Origin of the sequence: Parapedobacter sp. SGR-10, from assembly GCF_011030405.1 — a bacterium.
In the GTDB taxonomy this organism is placed as follows: Bacteria; Bacteroidota; Bacteroidia; order Sphingobacteriales; family Sphingobacteriaceae; genus Sphingobacterium.
On record NZ_JAAJTJ010000016.1, the window covers coordinates 54,928 to 71,286 of the forward strand.

General features: G+C 40.9%; 19 protein-coding genes, 1 tRNA gene and 1 pseudogene. 6 read left to right on the forward strand and 15 right to left on the reverse strand.

Annotated elements, in window-relative coordinates:
- Window positions 1-3: 3 nt before the first annotated feature.
- From G5B00_RS12085 to G5B00_RS12130, 10 genes and pseudogenes are all read right to left on the reverse strand, one after another.
- Window positions 4-618, reverse strand: coding sequence for a low molecular weight phosphatase family protein (locus G5B00_RS12085; RefSeq protein ID WP_163875541.1), 615 nt, complete (start codon window positions 616-618; stop codon window positions 4-6).
- A gap of 19 nt (window positions 619-637) precedes the next feature.
- Window positions 638-1,102, reverse strand: a complete 465-nt coding sequence (locus G5B00_RS12090) for a DUF6428 family protein (RefSeq protein WP_163875544.1) — start codon at window positions 1,100-1,102, stop codon at window positions 638-640.
- Between the two features lie 75 nt (window positions 1,103-1,177).
- Window positions 1,178-1,510: an ArsR/SmtB family transcription factor gene (locus tag G5B00_RS12095; RefSeq protein WP_163875623.1), complete on the reverse strand. Its 333-nt coding sequence runs from the start codon at window positions 1,508-1,510 to the stop codon at window positions 1,178-1,180.
- Window positions 1,511-1,575: 65 nt separating this feature from the next.
- Window positions 1,576-2,352 (reverse strand): annotated as a pseudogene (locus G5B00_RS12100) (TraM recognition domain-containing protein); the annotation flags it as partial.
- A gap of 493 nt (window positions 2,353-2,845) precedes the next feature.
- Complete coding sequence (locus G5B00_RS12105; protein ID WP_205966408.1) at window positions 2,846-3,961, reverse strand: MBL fold metallo-hydrolase; 1,116 nt, start codon at window positions 3,959-3,961, stop codon at window positions 2,846-2,848.
- Window positions 3,954-4,766 carry an AraC family transcriptional regulator gene (locus G5B00_RS12110; RefSeq protein ID WP_163875547.1) on the reverse strand — a complete coding sequence of 271 codons (813 nt, stop codon included), beginning with the start codon at window positions 4,764-4,766 and terminating at the stop codon, window positions 3,954-3,956. Before G5B00_RS12110 ends, G5B00_RS12105 begins: the two co-directional genes overlap by 8 nt.
- Before the next feature lie 14 nt (window positions 4,767-4,780).
- Window positions 4,781-5,674 carry an SDR family NAD(P)-dependent oxidoreductase gene (locus G5B00_RS12115; RefSeq protein WP_163875550.1) on the reverse strand — a complete coding sequence of 298 codons (894 nt, stop codon included), beginning with the start codon at window positions 5,672-5,674 and terminating at the stop codon, window positions 4,781-4,783.
- A gap of 123 nt (window positions 5,675-5,797) precedes the next feature.
- Complete coding sequence (locus tag G5B00_RS12120) at window positions 5,798-6,274, reverse strand: DUF4405 domain-containing protein (protein WP_163875553.1); 477 nt, start codon at window positions 6,272-6,274, stop codon at window positions 5,798-5,800.
- A gap of 18 nt (window positions 6,275-6,292) precedes the next feature.
- Window positions 6,293-6,883 carry an NAD(P)H-dependent oxidoreductase gene (locus tag G5B00_RS12125; RefSeq protein ID WP_163875556.1) on the reverse strand — a complete coding sequence of 197 codons (591 nt, stop codon included), beginning with the start codon at window positions 6,881-6,883 and terminating at the stop codon, window positions 6,293-6,295.
- A 77-nt stretch (window positions 6,884-6,960) separates the two neighbouring features.
- Window positions 6,961-7,503 carry a Crp/Fnr family transcriptional regulator gene (locus G5B00_RS12130; RefSeq protein WP_163875558.1) on the reverse strand — a complete coding sequence of 181 codons (543 nt, stop codon included), beginning with the start codon at window positions 7,501-7,503 and terminating at the stop codon, window positions 6,961-6,963.
- 780 nt (window positions 7,504-8,283) lie between these two features.
- On the opposite strand from G5B00_RS12130, the gene G5B00_RS12135 reads away from it, so the two are divergent.
- Together G5B00_RS12135 and G5B00_RS12140 are read left to right on the forward strand one after the other, a co-directional pair.
- Window positions 8,284-9,162 (forward strand): SDR family oxidoreductase, encoded by an 879-nt coding sequence (locus G5B00_RS12135; protein ID WP_163875561.1) that lies wholly within the window; start codon window positions 8,284-8,286, stop codon window positions 9,160-9,162.
- 7 nt (window positions 9,163-9,169) lie between these two features.
- Window positions 9,170-10,090 (forward strand): helix-turn-helix domain-containing protein, encoded by a 921-nt coding sequence (locus G5B00_RS12140; protein ID WP_079718779.1) that lies wholly within the window; start codon window positions 9,170-9,172, stop codon window positions 10,088-10,090.
- Between the two features lie 69 nt (window positions 10,091-10,159).
- Here G5B00_RS12140 and G5B00_RS12145 read toward each other — a convergent pair whose 3' ends face one another.
- Window positions 10,160-11,323, reverse strand: coding sequence for a hypothetical protein (locus G5B00_RS12145; RefSeq protein ID WP_163875564.1), 1,164 nt, complete (start codon window positions 11,321-11,323; stop codon window positions 10,160-10,162).
- 335 nt (window positions 11,324-11,658) lie between these two features.
- Here G5B00_RS12145 and G5B00_RS12150 point away from each other — a divergent pair, with 335 nt between their 5' ends.
- Window positions 11,659-12,285, forward strand: a complete 627-nt coding sequence (locus G5B00_RS12150; RefSeq protein WP_163875567.1) for a hypothetical protein — start codon at window positions 11,659-11,661, stop codon at window positions 12,283-12,285.
- 37 nt (window positions 12,286-12,322) lie between these two features.
- Window positions 12,323-12,919, forward strand: coding sequence for a hypothetical protein (locus G5B00_RS12155; RefSeq protein WP_163875570.1), 597 nt, complete (start codon window positions 12,323-12,325; stop codon window positions 12,917-12,919).
- Between the two features lie 39 nt (window positions 12,920-12,958).
- On the opposite strand, the gene G5B00_RS12160 is transcribed toward G5B00_RS12155, so the two are convergent.
- On the reverse strand, window positions 12,959-13,279 hold the full coding sequence (locus tag G5B00_RS12160; protein ID WP_163875572.1) for a hypothetical protein: 321 nt from the start codon (window positions 13,277-13,279) through the stop codon (window positions 12,959-12,961).
- A gap of 18 nt (window positions 13,280-13,297) precedes the next feature.
- On the opposite strand from G5B00_RS12160, the gene G5B00_RS12165 reads away from it, so the two are divergent.
- Window positions 13,298-13,519, forward strand: coding sequence for a hypothetical protein (locus G5B00_RS12165; RefSeq protein WP_163875575.1), 222 nt, complete (start codon window positions 13,298-13,300; stop codon window positions 13,517-13,519).
- 207 nt (window positions 13,520-13,726) lie between these two features.
- Here G5B00_RS12165 and G5B00_RS18405 read toward each other — a convergent pair whose 3' ends face one another.
- Entirely contained in the window at window positions 13,727-14,122 is a 396-nt protein-coding gene (locus G5B00_RS18405; protein ID WP_163875629.1) for a CPBP family intramembrane glutamic endopeptidase, read from the reverse strand.
- Between the two features lie 2 nt (window positions 14,123-14,124).
- Between G5B00_RS18405 and G5B00_RS12175 the strand changes: the two genes are divergently transcribed.
- On the forward strand, window positions 14,125-14,376 hold the full coding sequence (locus G5B00_RS12175) for a hypothetical protein (RefSeq protein ID WP_163875578.1): 252 nt from the start codon (window positions 14,125-14,127) through the stop codon (window positions 14,374-14,376).
- A gap of 72 nt (window positions 14,377-14,448) precedes the next feature.
- On the opposite strand, the gene G5B00_RS12180 is transcribed toward G5B00_RS12175, so the two are convergent.
- Both G5B00_RS12180 and G5B00_RS12185 read right to left on the reverse strand, forming a co-directional pair.
- Window positions 14,449-15,348: a hypothetical protein gene (locus G5B00_RS12180; protein WP_163875580.1), complete on the reverse strand. Its 900-nt coding sequence runs from the start codon at window positions 15,346-15,348 to the stop codon at window positions 14,449-14,451.
- Between the two features lie 856 nt (window positions 15,349-16,204).
- Window positions 16,205-16,280, reverse strand: a tRNA-Lys gene (locus tag G5B00_RS12185).
- Between the last annotated feature and the right edge of the window lie 79 nt (window positions 16,281-16,359).

Here is a 16,359-nt window from a genome sequence, read left to right on the forward strand (position 1 = left end):
CGGCTAACTTTTAATCATTGAAAAAACATAGAACATCTCCTGCGCTATCTGTAAACTCCTTTCAGCATATACCTGTGCCTGTTCGGGTGAGCCGTCCGAAATCTTGGGGTCTTCAAATGTGATGGGTATTCTCTTTTCCGCTCCGGCAATGAATGGGCATCCACCGTCCGCCTGCGAACAGGTCATAATGGCGACAAATGCCGATGCAGGGTTGAAAGGGCTATCGTATTGTTTGGAAAACCCAATAATAGGCAACGCATTATCCCCGTATTTTATGGCATATACAGGATTATCGGTCTCTGTTATCTTGAAAATAGTAAAGCCTTGATGGATCAATGTTTCTGCCACTTTCGGGAATAGTGCCGTTTCCTCCGTACCGCCCGAATAACAATGTACGTTCGGGATATTGAAGTATGCACTTGCCAACTGCGCCCATACCTGTGCTAAATGGCTTCTTCGTGAATTATGGGTACAGATAAAATTGAGGTTTATATCCTCACCGTTGTTTGCTTTTTGCCGTACAAAATCTATCAGCGGTTGCAGTGTGGTTTTACGTTCCTCTTTTACGGTTTGGAAGTCAATAATCCCGTTTATGGTTTCAGCTAAATTTTTATACATTACGATTGGTCTTTAGTTTTTAGCAACATCCCGAATTAGGTGTACAACAAGTGCTGTTCAGTTCTGATAAGTTTATTTTTTGCTTCTCGACAGAAATGCCACAGGCATCGCTTGCCAAACAAGCCGTCTGTTTGTTCTTTAGGATGAAATGCTGACCGTTAAAGTCCAAGTCAAATTTGCCAATCGTTTCGCTTTGATATTCTACTTCGATTTCGGCATCTTCCATTCCCAATTTTTCTTCTGATAACTTGATAATGTTCAATAGTTTGGTGGGTTTTAACCTGTGTTCATAGTCGTTGGCATCCCACAGTTGAAAGTTTACCGCTTTCTCTATACGGACTACACCACCGCAATCAATAAAATGTTTGGTGATTTGCCCTATTTCCGTAACGTGGAAATGTTCGGGAACAAATGTTCCGCTCTCTAATTGAAATTCAACATTGTCCAATGTTGGCAAGATTTCTTTGATTTTTGATAGTTTCATAATAACTGAATTTAAAAAAAATGAAAAAAGTAAACTATATATTGCAATATAACGATGTTATATCCTAAAAAAACACTACGTACAGCACTTGGTTACTTGTACTTCTTGATTAAAAAAAGTGTTCAATTCGGCTTGAATTTCTTTCCATATATTTTCATCAATGCAATAGCAAACGGATTTACCCTCAATAGTTCCCTGTATGATACCGATGTTCTTTAACTCTTTTAAATGCTGTGAAATGGTTGCCTGCGCCAAACCTAATTCCTCAACCAAATCATTACAAATACAGGCTTTTTGATTGATGATATATTGAAGTATAGCAATCCTTGCCGGATGTGCCAAAACCTTAAATAGCGAAGACAGCCTATTCTGTTCGTCCGAAAATATTTCTGATTTGGTAAGCCCCATAACCTTTTCTTTATATCGCAATATTACGATGTATATTTTAATCACACAAGAAATTTATAAAAAAATTATTCCTGTTGCACTAAATACTGTAAATCGGGGTCATTCTTGATGCGCTCCATTTCGCTTTCGACAATCTGCATAACGTCCGCTTTGACCTGCCTGTAATTGGCTTCAATGACCTGCTTCATGTTGTCGTTGCCGTTTTCATCGGTAAAGGATAATATGTGCGGTATCTTCTTATAGGCTTTGGTTTCGGCAGAAACCTTTTCGTTATCCACCACGATTTCGGCATGAAAGATTTTCTGCTCGATGCGTTCATCGAAGTTATCTGAAACAGACCCAACGAACATTCCCTGTGTTAAGGTAGATATTTTGGATGCAGGTATAAGGGTGTCCAATTGGGTGGATATGGATGTGGATTTATCATTGCGGTTAATGGTGATGCTCTGACGTTTCTGCAATACCTTTCCGAACCGTTCAGAAAGTGTTTTTGCTGTCTCTCCAACGACCTGTCCACTAAAGATATTACCGACCAGATTTTGAATTACCTTACTTTCTTTATCGCCGTAATCCCTCGTTAACTGCGAATAGTCTTGGATGCCAAAAAGTGACGAAATCCGATTGGAACGTGCTGTACTGATAAAATCCAAACCCCTAAAATAAATTGTGGGCAACTCATCTATGACAATGGAACTTTGAAGCTGTCCTTTCTTATTGATGAGTTTTACAATCCTTGAATTGTACAATCCCAAAGCGGAGGAATAGATGTTTTGACGGTCGGGGTTATTCCCGACACATAGTATCTTCGGCTCTTGGGGGTTGTTGATGTCTAGTGAAAAATCATCACCCAATGAAGCTATGATTTTATTGCTCATTAGATGTTCAACTAATTAATAGAGTTCTACTTAAAAAGCTGTAGCCTGTTACACCAAATAAAAAAATGTGACAGGTTTCTCTTACTTAATGTATTGAAATGGAATATTTTATATGGAGAAGGAATCAAACTTGTGTAAACACCCTTATTTGAAAAGACCAAATAGTTGTTTTGGCCATTTCCTATGAAAACGTTGTCTATGAATTCGCTAGTAATCTTCGTAAAACAAACATCGCGAAAGTCTAACAAAACGATACAATTACATTTTTGAATGATTTGCTCATAGCTAGTTTTTTGGTAATTGGTACTGATATACACTTCATTACCGTTATTCCAGAAAAAGTCAATAATTTCATCAGTGTAGTCATTGTACTGAGTCTCCTGACTTATCCATACAAAATATTTCATAGAATTAGTTGTATTAATGGCATTCTAATAAAAATATAATAATTGTTTTTTGTCTAGAAATAATAGTTTTCTCCCACTTTTAGGTCAATTAAATTGGGTTTCAAAGTTCCTTTTAATTCTTCTTGTTTAATGAGTTCAATGGGTTCGCCGATTGGCTCGTCACTTAGGTCAAACGTTCCATAGTGCATTGGTATAAAATTTTTCACTTGCATTTCATTTACTGCTTTTATGGCATCTAAAGGTGAAATATGGTTGGGCGACATAAACCACTCTGGTTTGTAAGCTCCTATGCCCATCATACAAATGTCAATTTCCCCAAAAAGTGTAGCCACTTCTTTCAAATGACTGTCATAGCCCGTATCTCCACTGAAATATAGAGTGTTTTCGTTATCCTGAATAATAAAGCTTCCCCAAAGATGTTGATTGGCATCGGTTAAATTTCTGCTACTCCAATGGCGTGCTGGCAAAAAGTATATTTTAACTTTGGAGGTATCGGTATGATATTGTTGATACCACCCCGCAAGCTGTGTTTTTGGCGAAACCAACATTTTGTTAAACCATTCATCCATCCGAAGTCCTGAGAGTATTTCAGCAGTTGGGTTGTTTTCGATGATTAGAAGAAGACTTTTCTTATCTAAATGATCCCGATGATCGTGACTGATTAATACATAATCTAAATTTCTCAAAAGATCGGGGGAAAATGGCAGTTTGCTTTTTCTTTCGGAGACACTCACATTCGCAAATACAGGATCAGTAATGAGTGATATGCCATTGATCCGAATAAAAAAGGTAGCGTGTCCTAACCAAATCACAACGTCTTCCTTATTGTCTAAAAAACTAAGATCTTCGATAAACGGTAGTTGAAAGGTGTCATTCTTTTTAGCGTTTCTTTGAGGATTTTTTTCACTCATCATTTTTAAAATAGAGGAATAGGTCGGCGTATAAGGGTGATTTAAATTGCTAAACCTTCCTTTTTCGTCTATGCGATTTCCCTTCCATTGGCTATTGGGCAAAATACACCCAAGCTCGGGATTGCTTATAAATCTTATGTTTGCGTCGGTTGGTTTCATAGCTGTATATAAATAAATTAACGATAGTGAGCCGCAAAACAGGAATACCCATTTTCTCTTCTTTGCCGATAATGCTATCGGATTTTTTCCCTTATTCATTTTGTTGCAGTTTTGATGGTAACACACCAAACATTTTCTTAAACGAATCTGAGAAATGTGCTAAGCTTTCAAATCCGAGATCTAAATAAATAGCGGATGGTTTTTTATGGTACTTTTCAATCTGATAATAGGCTTCTTCTAACCGCTTTCTTTGTAACCACTGGCGAGGGGAAGTATCAAATGTTTTCTGAAAATCACGTTTAAATCCAGCCAGGCTTCTTCCGGTTAATTTGGCAAAGTGCTCAATTGGTACATTAAATTGGAAATTAGCTAACATAAACTTCTCTAGATCAATTTTATGTGGTTCAGAAAAGTCAAATAAAAAACTATTTAGTTCAGGCTTTATGACCAACAATAGCTGAATGGCTTCTTTTATTTTCGTATCATTTAGACTGGAAGGTGTAGATATAATTTGCTTTGTATAAGGAAGTAAGGAAGAGAAAAAACCCTCCAAAAAAGCATTGTCGGTAAACAACACATTCTCGGGACCATTATATTTTTCCGTATTTTGAATACGGTTTTCTAGACTATAGTTTCTCAATACTCCCTCATTGAGTGTTAGTAAGATGGCTTTATGATGCTCCGTATCTGATGGCGATTTTGTGACTTTTACAAATTGATGTTTGCGAACCAAAAGGATGTTTCCCGGTTTCATCGTTACTTTTTCGTTATTCGTTTCAAGCGTTAATTGTCCTGCAATTTGCATAGCCAAGATACTTTCTGAGAGAAATCGATCCGACTCTTTTTTCTTGTCTGTTCCAATAGTAAATACAAATGGATGGGTTGCTATTTCCTTTTTATCCATAATTCTTTAAAGATTTATACATCAAGATTTACCATTTTTGCACTTTCTCTCCATAGCAAGTCTCTAACTTCGTCATTTAATGCCAATTTAGATGGCGTTGGGAAAGTCAATTTACCTCTCACTAAGGATGCATACATTTTATTCGCCGGAGGTGATTTTTTACCCAAAGCGAGCGCTGCTAGGATTTTTCCCGCATTTTTAGGTTTGCCTACATACAAAAAAGGAACAAATACACTCACTATAGAGAGCACTGGTCGTACCAATACCGTAACCAATGCCTTCATCCACACCGATTGTTTGCCCATTAGGGATGTTCCTCCGGTTAACCCAGGATTGAATGCCATAATACCGAGGCTTTTGTTTTCCTTTGTGCTCAATGCAGCCAATGATCGTGCTGTGAGTAAATTGCAAAGCTTGGTCGATGCATAGAACCGCATACCCTTAGGACTATGCTCGTTGGGATAGGCCAGTTCGCTTGGATTTAGACTTTTAGGACCAAATGGTACAATCTCTGGATCGTGCGTGTCACTGGTTGTGATAACAATTCGGCCCTCATCATCCATTTGCGGCCACAATAATCTCGCCAATAGATAGTGTGCTAAATGATTGGTAGCAAATGTTAACTGAAATCTGTCTTCACTAAGCTCTGATGGATCAGTAGCACGAATGGCTGCATTCAATATTAAAACATCAATTTTCTTTCCCCCTAATTCTTGTTTTACAACATCTACGAATTCACGAACGCTGTTTAAAGAGGAAAGCTCTAATGGTAAAACTTTTACACCATCAGGCACTTCCCGGCCTTTTCCACGAGCACCTACGTATATTTTGTTGTCTGGTGATTGGGCTATATTTTTCAAAGCCTCAGCACCTATACCTGAGGTCGCTCCAGTCATAACGATAATCATAATTTTTTATTTTGAATGAATACACCACAAAGCTATCGAATGGACAAAGGCATAGTTTTCGTACAAAGCTCAAAAAACTTTCGCGTAGGGCTCAATTGAATGTTACCGCCTGACATACACAAACTATTCCAAGAGCAAGTCTATGATTACTTCAGCATCGGCATTATTCATCTTCCATAAATCTTCCAAAGACTGTGCATTTTCTATTGCAATACCTTTTGCTTTTAATTTAATATTGGCTTCTTCATAGTTGATATTTAATGCTTGAAAAGCATCACGCACAGGCGCTTTTATAATTCTATTCATTATTTGAAGATCCACAGGCGGATATAGCCTTTCCATTACAACAAGTAGAGAAGTAATCATTATTACGCCAAACAATGCTGGCAAAAACACAGCTTTTTTAAAATGAATTTTCAGCGCTTTCCAATTGAGTAAAATATGGAAAACAGCACTGATTGTAAAGAACAAGCCGAGCACTTCGTGCACTACCTCGGTATATCCCTCAAATAAATGGAAAAACATCAATAGTCCCGAAAGGCCGACTACTACAAATAAAAGTGAGATAAAAGGTGTGACATAATTTCTATTTGGCTTCATAACATAGCATTGATTTGATTAATGAAATTTTGAGAACTTATTTTCGAGCTGAACCAGCCATTTCAGACGTTTTTCGTGCTTTACTCTTTTTACTGATGTATAGCTTATCCAAGCTACATTTCGATAGCCCATCGTTTTGAAAACACTTTTTATCATAACTTTCTTGATTAAATTGCCCATCAGAAGTGAATACACTATCCCTGGCTTATTCATCGTAGTAATAACTGTGACGCTTTTTAAATGATGTAAAAGCGGAACTAGACCGAAACCTCTCGGATGATGGTCATAGGCCAATCCAGGCGATAACACTCGGTCAATAAACCCTTTGGTTGTGGCAGGCATTATATCCCACCAAATCGGGAAAATAAAAATGAGGTGGTCAGCAGTTTTAATTCGTGCCTGATAGCTGATAACTTGCGGGTCAACTGCGCTATGTGCCACAAATGCTTTCAAATCTGCGGATGTCATTCTTGGATCAAACTGGTCTTTGTCAAGATTGATCACATCCACTTCGTGACCATTTTTTTGAAGTCCTTTGGTTACTGCATTCAAAATGGCATTGCAGAAACTTCCTTCGTATGGATGATTAAATACAATTACGGTCCTCATTTTTTATTGTTTAATTACAATGCAAAGTTGAGAACAGAATAAGGTTTGGAGCGATAACAATTGTTAATAAATACGTGTTATCTTCTATTTCGGATGCGGCTTAGGGAAACGGAAGTAATCCCCAAATAAGAGGCAATGTAGTGTTGGGGTATGCGCTGTACAATGTGCGGATATTGCGCAATCAATGCTTCGTAGCGTTTTTGAGGGTTGTTTTTGAGAAAGGAAAAGGCAAGCTGTTGGGTTTCGAACAATCGCTTAAAAAGATGCTCTTCAAATTGTTTTTGTAATTGGGGTGAATTTTCAACAACCGATTGAAAATCTTTCTGGGAAAGGACTTGTAAAACACAGGGTTCAATGCTTTCGATGCTATATAAACTTGGCTGTTGGGTTCGGAAACTCTCAATCGAAGAAACACTATCTCCTTCAAAAAAAAAATGCGTAGTAATTTCCTTACCATCATTATTTACCCAAGTACGCAAACAACCCTTTTCGATGAAGTACATCGTTTTGGAAATTTTTCCTTCCTGCAATAGGATGGTTTTTGCAGGAATCTCTACCTGTTTGAAAAGAGATTGAAATATTTCCCAATGTTTCTGTTTATTATCTGAGTGTTTAGTCATGCGTCACTTCCTTTGCCTTAGTTTAATTCACACACAAATGTACAAATTTTGGAGTGTGTTAACCCTAACCCTCAAAACGAGACAAAAAGGAATAGGCAGGTATATAATACTCAAATAGATAAAGGGTACTTGCATTAAAGCATCCTGATTTGGAAATCCTACAAATTGACCAGTGTATTATGAAAGATAAACGAGATAAGCAAGGTTCTTAAGGTATTTGTGGTGGGAAAAAATGTTCAGGAGATTACGCACGAACACGGAGTTAATCCGGCCTCGTTTTACAAATTGCGTTAGCGAGCTGAAAGGCGTAAACGAACTGGAGGAAAAGAACCGTAAGCTTAAGAGAAGTTCGCTAATTTGTCCTAGGTTTGGAGGACACGAAGGAGGTCATTGCACCCCAATCAAACTGAACCCTTTTTTAAAATGGCTTTTCCATTGGAAAGAAAAGTAACTGTGTCGTGATTTTGACACAGTTACTTGTACTTGGTTACTAGTTTTCTAAAATCAAACGATCCTCCCCGTTTCGGGGCTTTTCTGTTTTGTCTTAACCACAAGTCCATCCATTTTGTCAAATCGACCTAAAAAAGCATCATAAGTAATGAGCCGAATAACACTTGTAATCGGCTCACATTTTAGTTCATTCGGGATAGAATCAGCGATCACATATTGGACCAGCCCTAATGCTGGGTGTCCCTTCCATTTCGACTACAACAACCGTCGTTTTGGTTACACCTGTTTTTTGGTCATTGCAGAATTTTGTATCAACAAAAAACAACTAAAATGAAAGTATTTGTAACAGGAGCTTCGGGTTTTATCGGCTCAGCCGTCGTCAGCGCGCTAACCCGGGCAGGACATCAAGTAGTAGGCTTGGCACGTTCCGAACAATCAGCAAAGAAAATCAGTGAGGCAGGTGCAGCGGTTTTGTTGGGTAGTCTGGAAGATTTGGAAACCCTGAAACAAGGCGCAAATAATGCTGACGGTGTTATTCACGCAGGTTTTTTCCACGACTTTAACCAATTCGCCAAGGCAGCAGCAATAGACAAAGCAGCTATTGAAGCAATGGGCGAAGTGTTGATTGGGACAAGCAAAGCGATGGTCGTCACCGCAGGGATTTTAGGCTTGCCGCTCATTGATGGCGTGATTACCGAAGAAAGCCGTCTCCCCCAGGGTTTTCCGCGTTTTTCCGAAACTGCGGCTTTGGCTTTGGCAGAAAAGGGCGTTCATGCCTCGGTAATTCGTTTGGCACCGTCCGTTCACGACAAAGGCGACAAGGGCTTCGTTCCGTTTATCATTGAGCAAGCGCGCAAAAACGGGGTTTCGGCTTATCCAGCAGCTGGCACCAACCGTTGGACTGCCGTGCATCGATTGGACGCAGCAGAGGCGTTTCGCTTAGCCGTCGAGAAATCGGCAACGGGCGCGGTGTATAACGTTGTTGGAGACACAGGCATTGAAGTAAAAAAAATTGCCGAATTGATTGGCGAAAAATTGGGTTTGCCCCTTGTATCTTTGTCGGAAGAACAAATTGTAAAACATTTTGAATGGATGAGCGGATTTATCGCCTTTGACAGTCCGGCAATCCATTTAAAGACGCAGGAACAATTAGGTTGGAAACCTGAACACCTCGGATTATTGGAGGATATGCGGCAAAACTATTTTTAATTTTGTGATGGAGCAGCGACAGCCAACAAGAGTAAAAACAATCAGCCAATTTCACCAGCTTCGTGGTCTGCCGAAGCCCGAGCATCCGCTGATCAGCATCGTAGACTATTCTTCCGTAAAGCGCCCGACTGGAACCGAAGTGAGCTGGATTTTCGATTTCTATCAAATCGCGATTAAGCGGGGTATCGATGGAAAATTCAGATATGGACAACAGGCGTATGATTTTGACGAGGGTATGATGTTCTTTATCGCGCCCCATCAGGTTTTCAGCGTTCAAGTCGACCAGCATTCTGTCGCAAAAAAACGATCGGGGTGGATGTTGCTCATTCACCCCGATTTCCTGTGGAACACACCGCTTGCACGTGGAATTAAACAATACGGGTTTTTTGATTATTCGGTAAACGAGGCTTTGTTCCTTTCCGAAAAAGAAGAAAAAACACTCGACGGAATTTTAGCAAACATTCGGCAAGAGTATCATTCCAACATCGACAAATTCAGCAAGCAAATCATCATTTCGCATATCGAAGCATTGCTCAACTATGCCGAGCGGTTTTACAACCGCCAGTTCATCACGCGGGAAAAAACGAATCATCAAATTTTGGCCCGTTTGGAAAAATTGCTGTCCGATTATTTCAATAGCGACGATGTGATTTCAAGAGGTCTACCGACGGTTCAATACGTTGCCGAAAAATTAAACGTTTCGGCAGGTTATCTCGGTAGTTTGCTTCGGGTGCTAACCGGACAAAACACGCAGCAACACATTCACGAACGGTTGATTGAAAAGGCTAAAGAAAAATTAGCTACGACAAACCTATCAGTTAGCGAGATCGCTTACGAACTAGGCTTTGAGCATTCGCAGTCGTTCAGCAAACTTTTTAAGGCAAAAACAAAGCTTTCGCCTTTAGCGTTTAGGCAATCGTTTAACTGAAATTAAGCCGGCCATGCAACGGTGGTATGGAAGAAAGGCGTGATCGGCCACTGCAATGAAGCGCAACGGTTAGTCCGGCAACCGCTCACCGGTCTCGCCGTGATAATCGAGCGACGTCTCGCCGCCCTCAAACACGATGTGGATATCAACATAGCGTTCCCGCTGAGCCACCGGCATGCTCCACCGGATGTCCTTGCGAAAACCGATGTACATGATATCCGCGATGTCATGGTCTTTTGCCGCATCATCCAACGCTTTTTTCAAGGCATCGTACCGGACCGACTCCAAGGTGAAGAGGCGATCCTCATCATCCAGCGAGTAATGGATGAAATGGGTGCCGACCGAGTTGCCGCGGATGGTCGCGCCTTGCAAACGGCCCGGTTCATCGGTTGGCTCAACCCGGATGTCGGTAAAGTCCTTGTAAAAAAGCAGCGATTCGATGCGACGGTCGCCGATATAGGCGACTGCCTTGTCATAGGCCTTTTTGAACATTTCCGGATTGAAATTGCCTTTATCCTGAAAAACCAGTTTCTGTGGAAAGTACCTAAGCCGCAGCCGGAGCCAGTCCACATTGCCCGTCGCGGTATATGGTGAAATAAACCCGGCGCCGAACAACGCTAAAATCAAGATGAAACTTACCGATCGTGCCAGCCCGTTCGGATTGCGTCCCACCAGGAGCCACAGACCGGTTTTCCGCCGCTCCGGGTAAACCTTATCCGCCTGGAACGTCCTGATATCCGCCGGGATTTCGCCCACCGGCAGGGTAGTTGACACCATGCCATATCCGGGGTCATGCGGATCTTCAAAAAACGTGACGAGCGATCCCTCCTGGAGTGGGTCGCCCTCTTCGACCGTCAGGAATTGGCGTACCGTCGTCTGGTAGGGCGCGCCAGACCGTTGAAACACGGTTAACTGAATGACCATCAGCTCGCGGGTCTCCAACATCCGCACACCGCCGAATCGGATCGCATCGATGCGTGCCGGCGCAGCGAGGCCGCTCGTTAGCGCCAGGGCACGTCGTTTGCGGTCGGTATACCGGAAAAACACGCGGCTAAACAACAAGCCCAGCCCAATCGATCCCAAAAGATAAACAACTATAAACCAAACGGGCAGGAAACCCTGCATGGTGGCTACAAAAGCACCGATGACGACGCCCAGAAAAAGCCATACCAGTGCTTTATAGCAAAAGATGCCGAACTGTTCAAGTGTTGGGGTTAGCTGCGTTCCATTCATGCGATTAATGCCGTCTTTTCAAAAAAAGCCAACGGGTTTTATCCATACCTGCTATCTGGTATACCAAGAAAACTTCCCTGTCTTTACTGACTTTCACGTTTGGGCGGTATTTACCACGTGAAAATAGGCCGATAGGAGCCCCGTCAGGTTAGTCGTTGGCTAAAGATAGGGAATTTTGTGCTTAGTTTGCAATAAGGAATCTTGCTAAACCCCCTTTTGGGGGTGTTGGGGAAAGTTTTGCCACTATACCTTTGTTTCGTCAAATGATGGAAAACGGTCAATATCACGCCGAAACCCTCATACGGATAAAATATGAACCCTAAAAGTACACAAAAATGAAAGCAACAATCAGAAAAACAGGCATACTGTTCTTGGCAGTAGCAGCGTTGGCAAGCTGCTCCAAAAACGATGATAAAGAAAATGTCGGTAAGGAATACGGACGATATCTCAAAATGAGCATCGACGGCGCTAAGTGGGAAACCGATGGTTCTTTCGACATAAAATTCGTCGAACGAGGTTTAGGCGTTGATGATCACTCCGGTGAGTACCATTTATTGCTCTCTGCCATGCAGTCGGGCGATAGAGAGACATTTCAGATCAGCCTTCGCCTGCCCGCTGACAAAATTGATAACCCCATCGGGTCGTACCCAGTAGCTTCAGACGCTACGCAGTCAGGCATGATGGTCGGTACAGCCGAAATCAACTATTATAACAAAGCAGCTTCCGGCGTTATTTTCTCGTCCCGCACCGATCCTCAGGGTTCGCCACATGTCGGCACGCTGACGATCACCGAATTTGAAAAAGGAGACGGTGCATTTGCCCAAAGACAGATCAACTGGCTAAAAGGGACGTTTTCCGTTACGCTAAAAGGTACGGAACAAGGGCAGAAGACCGGTGAAATCATTGAAATAACGGACGGCGAATTTGAAATGCCCAATGCTTTACATCATATCCAATTATGAATTAAAAGATACACGTATGACAAACACAATTAAAAAAATGGCAGGCTTATTTTTTATAGCCTTAGCAATGACATCCTGTTCTAAAAACGAAGACAAAGCTGAAGAAGGCATCGCTGAATGCTCATACAGAATTACCATTGACGGCGAGACGACCACCGCCAATCGCTTCGGGCAGGACTGGATGACCTTTACCTCCGAATCCTATGAAGGAGATGCAGGATTTAGTCTTTCGATTGTACAAACGAAAGCAAATGGTCAACAAGACCCGGTATTCGATTTCTCGTCTGACGGAGCCAGGTTCAACCGTGAAACACCGGTGGGCACGACCTACACTGCCAATTTGTTTCATGCATTCCAATTAAGTGCTCCGGAGTTTGACGGTTTTGAATATGACAAAGGAAGGCTTGGGAATGATGGTGAGATTACCCTTACCGTAACAGAAAACTCCATCCAACGGATTCGGTTCAATGTCGCTGGAACTGTGATGAAATGGAAAGGAGGCGTAGAAAATCCACAAGAGGTAGCGTTAGCTTCCGTAGATGCCGAACTTGTTTTTGGTCGGGCCAATTACAATGAAATGACTTCAGGAGGCGTGATTTTAGCCAGTGCAAACTGCGATTGCCGGGAACGATAACTCCTTAGTACTCACCTTTTATAAGACAACTCACATTTATCAAACAAATTCAAGACAACGATGAAAAAAGCAATCTTTACCCTTATGGCGATCGTCATCGCCGTAGCAGCACAGGCGCAGCAATTTCAGAATGGAACCACCGCGGCCAACCTCGGTATCGGACTCGGCACCGCTCTGGGTGGTCTCGGCAAAGCCCGTCCGGCCATTTCTTTGTCCGTAGACCACGGCATGTGGGATATCGGTGGCCCCGGGGCGATCAGTCTCGGTGGCTACGTTGGCAACACCGGCTACAGGTACACAAGCGGTACCTATACGTACAAGTGGAACTACACCATCGTTGGAGTTCGCGGAGCATATCATTACAATGGTTTTACCAACGTGCCAGAGTTGGACGTCTATGGTGGTGCCATGCTCAGCTACAATATAGCCAAATACTCCTCCGATGGCGATGACGCTTCCTATGCCAACAGCTACGGCAGCGGGGTCGGTTTTACCGGATTCATCGGCGGACGCTGGTTTTTCACCGACCGTATCGGCGCTTTCGCGGAGTTGGGTTACGGGGTATCTGTACTGAATGCGGGGGTTACATATAAATTCTAACGAAAGAGGAATGCGTCCGGCCCCTTTTTCAGAACGGTTTTGACAAAACTTTAACACTTCTCCTGTAATCTTTCGGGGTAGTTATACAGTTATACGTCTCTATAGTAAATACGTTATAAAATTTGTCTTTTCATAATTTAGGTTTATAATTGGTTAGTTAGAAAGCCCCGATTTTTAGGATTTTACACCTTGTGTTGCGTTAAATGACTATTTCGTCCTTGTATTAAACCGATGCACTCTATATCCCAACATTCCTGCATGGAGATCAATTGAAATATGCAGGGCAACAACAATCCAGATGGTTTGCGTGAAATAGAAAATTAAGCTAAACACCAAACCCAGAATAAATGCTCCTACTAAGTTTTTCATTCCCGTATCTATATGGGTAATAGCGAAAATAACGTTAGTAAATAAGAGACTACCGATTATGCCGATATGTTTTAATGCAAACTCGTACACAAACATCCTAAACAGAACTTCTTCACAAAACCCGGCACTGATGGCTACTATGATAAACCATGATAGTTCCTGTCTCGATGTTGGTAGATAGTTTACGACCTTTTGTGATTTACTGGCGAAAGCAGTAAGGTTTCTTTCGTTAATCCGTGAGTGTGGATATTTCTATTGAACCGAATGATTTAAAAATTGCTCCCTTTATACTATCTACATCTGTTGAAAATGCATTCAAGCACCTCTCTACAAAATGTAAGTGGGTATCTGTATCCATCCAATATAAGGAGAATAAAATCGAATTGAATGTAAAGAACAATTATGACAACAAAATAAACGAAGAGCCAAAGGGAATAGGATGCCTTGCTGATTTATTAAAGGACATAGAAGCTCAATCAGAAAAATAATCATAACCAATCATCAACACTTCACTTGAAACTTTTGTGGGTTTCTGTGAGTGTTGATGATTTAACATACTATTAGACTTGATTTCGCTCTGGATTAGGGTAAAATTCATCTATATTCTCTGATATTGAAACTGTCTTAGCCTTCCCTTTGACCATTGTTTCCGCTACGAAAATCATTTGTCCCTTTTTATTAGTAAAATAATCTGACTGAAGTAATCTAAAATGTCCCTTTCTAAAATGTGGTATTTTTGATAGCGGTGCATTTTCACTCTCTTTGACCTTTTCAGACACTTGAAAAGTAAGGTTTCTCGCTAATTTGTTTTCACTATAATCAAAATAATCCTTTGGAACACCATCGGTAACACAATCCGGAAAACAATTCATATACGCTATTGTATTAATTGCAAGCCGAAACGTATTGGAATGCGTGTTAGATATTTCGTCATCTTTTTTTAATACGTCTGCATAAAACTTATCTGACATAAGACCATTGTTTTCCCCTAATGAATAATATAGTTCCAGACTACCATCACTCTCAATGCTTAAAGAAAATGCATATCCGTGAGCTTCGTAAGGTAAATGCAGCCCAAATTTAAATTTTACAGATTGTGTTTTTTCATTTGAATAAAGATGAAACACCTCTCTATTTTGCCCATTCTCGAGCAAGAACTTTTTAATACCATCCAAATCCGACAAAGGAGTTCTTTCAAGAAAATTTCGTAATTCTTTATCTAAAAAGAAAATATGCAAAAGCTCACCTTTGTTATCATCTCGCCATAATTCTAAACCTGAAATTATTAAACTTCGAGACTCCTGGGTCTCACTAAACCCCAAGGGTTTAGACAAGAGATTTCTCTTAAGCACAAAGTATATCTGTTCATCTGTAAATTCAGGAGTAAGTTTCTTCTGTGTCCCATAGACATGTTTCCAAAAGAACTTTAAAGGTTTACTGTAATATACTTTTTTGGCCATATAACAAAAGGTCTTAAAAACTTAGGAAATAAGGCATTCCGTTCCGGGATTACCGCCATTAAGATACGCCAAATCAAGCTAAAAAAGAAACAGTATTGCATACACTTTCTTTTTTAGTGCTACGCAATTTGTCATACTTCATGGATTGGTAACCCCTACACTCCATAAAAACAACCTTGTCTTTTGAATGATTATTGCGTTCCTTATAAACATTCAAAATCCAAATGTTTTTAGAGTTTGGCTCGCCTGCGGATCGCAAAGGCTTCGCTGTTGTCACTATTTTTGAAATACCCACCACACAATCCCACAGGTCAAAAATACCGCCAACAGGCTTCGTCTATTTCATAGATATCGTTGAACCGCGCTACGCACTTTACTTCAACGACCTTTGCTCAACTCGCAGGACGGCGAGCGGAAAATATGGGATAATGCAAAATGAAAAGAACGGCACGAAAAAATACATGGGTATAGTAATGTAAATTTTCACGCTGTGGGTTGGGTGAAATATAAGCTATATAAAGATGTTTGAGATTGAAATCAAGGCTTGTGTTGGGTTTAGGATTATGGAGGATTAGAATGCTTTAGAATGATTTATGAGAGAAAGGGGTATTGAGAGGGGACATGGAAATCATTAGGGGGTATATAAAATGAAAATGATGTCCAGAAAAGTGCGCCAAAAATGCGCCAAAACATCCAATTTTTACTCAAATATGGTTTAAAAACCGTATCTTAGTATATAGAATTAATTAACAGAAATATTAACTCGCAAAGGTCTTTTTATTCCTTTATAACACTGATAATCTGCCCTTATAACGCAAAAAAGCCGTTTTCTATATGAAAAAACGACTTTTTGATGTGGTGACCCCGGAGAGGCTCGAACTCTCGACCCACTGATTAAGAGTCAGTTGCTCTACCAACTGAGCTACGAAGTCAATGGTACAAATGTAAGGGCTATCCTATAAAATATCAATCATTTTTTTGGATTTTTTGACTATTATAAGCGGGTGTCCA

Bases quoted from the DNA above. Each gene is read 5' to 3' on its own strand.
- G5B00_RS12180 (WP_163875580.1), bottom strand. From the start codon at position 15,348: ATGGCCAAAAAAGTATATTACAGTAAACCTTTAAAGTTCTTTTGGAAA.
- G5B00_RS12160 (WP_163875572.1), bottom strand. From the start codon at position 13,279: ATGATATGCTCCGCGAACTCCAACGATGGTGTAGTTCCACTTGTACGT.
- G5B00_RS12130 (WP_163875558.1), bottom strand. From the start codon at position 7,503: ATGACTAAACACTCAGATAATAAACAGAAACATTGGGAAATATTTCAA.
- G5B00_RS12095 (WP_163875623.1), bottom strand. From the start codon at position 1,510: ATGGGGCTTACCAAATCAGAAATATTTTCGGACGAACAGAATAGGCTG.
- G5B00_RS12150 (WP_163875567.1), top strand. From the start codon at position 11,659: ATGAAAGCAACAATCAGAAAAACAGGCATACTGTTCTTGGCAGTAGCA.
- G5B00_RS12085 (WP_163875541.1), bottom strand. From the start codon at position 618: ATGTATAAAAATTTAGCTGAAACCATAAACGGGATTATTGACTTCCAA.
- G5B00_RS12120 (WP_163875553.1), bottom strand. From the start codon at position 6,274: ATGAAGCCAAATAGAAATTATGTCACACCTTTTATCTCACTTTTATTT.
- G5B00_RS12145 (WP_163875564.1), bottom strand. From the start codon at position 11,323: ATGAATGGAACGCAGCTAACCCCAACACTTGAACAGTTCGGCATCTTT.
- G5B00_RS12125 (WP_163875556.1), bottom strand. From the start codon at position 6,883: ATGAGGACCGTAATTGTATTTAATCATCCATACGAAGGAAGTTTCTGC.
- G5B00_RS12135 (WP_163875561.1), top strand. From the start codon at position 8,284: ATGAAAGTATTTGTAACAGGAGCTTCGGGTTTTATCGGCTCAGCCGTC.
- G5B00_RS12110 (WP_163875547.1), bottom strand. From the start codon at position 4,766: ATGGATAAAAAGGAAATAGCAACCCATCCATTTGTATTTACTATTGGA.
- G5B00_RS12155 (WP_163875570.1), top strand. From the start codon at position 12,323: ATGGCAGGCTTATTTTTTATAGCCTTAGCAATGACATCCTGTTCTAAA.
- G5B00_RS12105 (WP_205966408.1), bottom strand. From the start codon at position 3,961: ATGAATAAGGGAAAAAATCCGATAGCATTATCGGCAAAGAAGAGAAAA.
- G5B00_RS12090 (WP_163875544.1), bottom strand. From the start codon at position 1,102: ATGAAACTATCAAAAATCAAAGAAATCTTGCCAACATTGGACAATGTT.
- G5B00_RS12115 (WP_163875550.1), bottom strand. From the start codon at position 5,674: ATGATTATCGTTATGACTGGAGCGACCTCAGGTATAGGTGCTGAGGCT.
- G5B00_RS12140 (WP_079718779.1), top strand. From the start codon at position 9,170: ATGGAGCAGCGACAGCCAACAAGAGTAAAAACAATCAGCCAATTTCAC.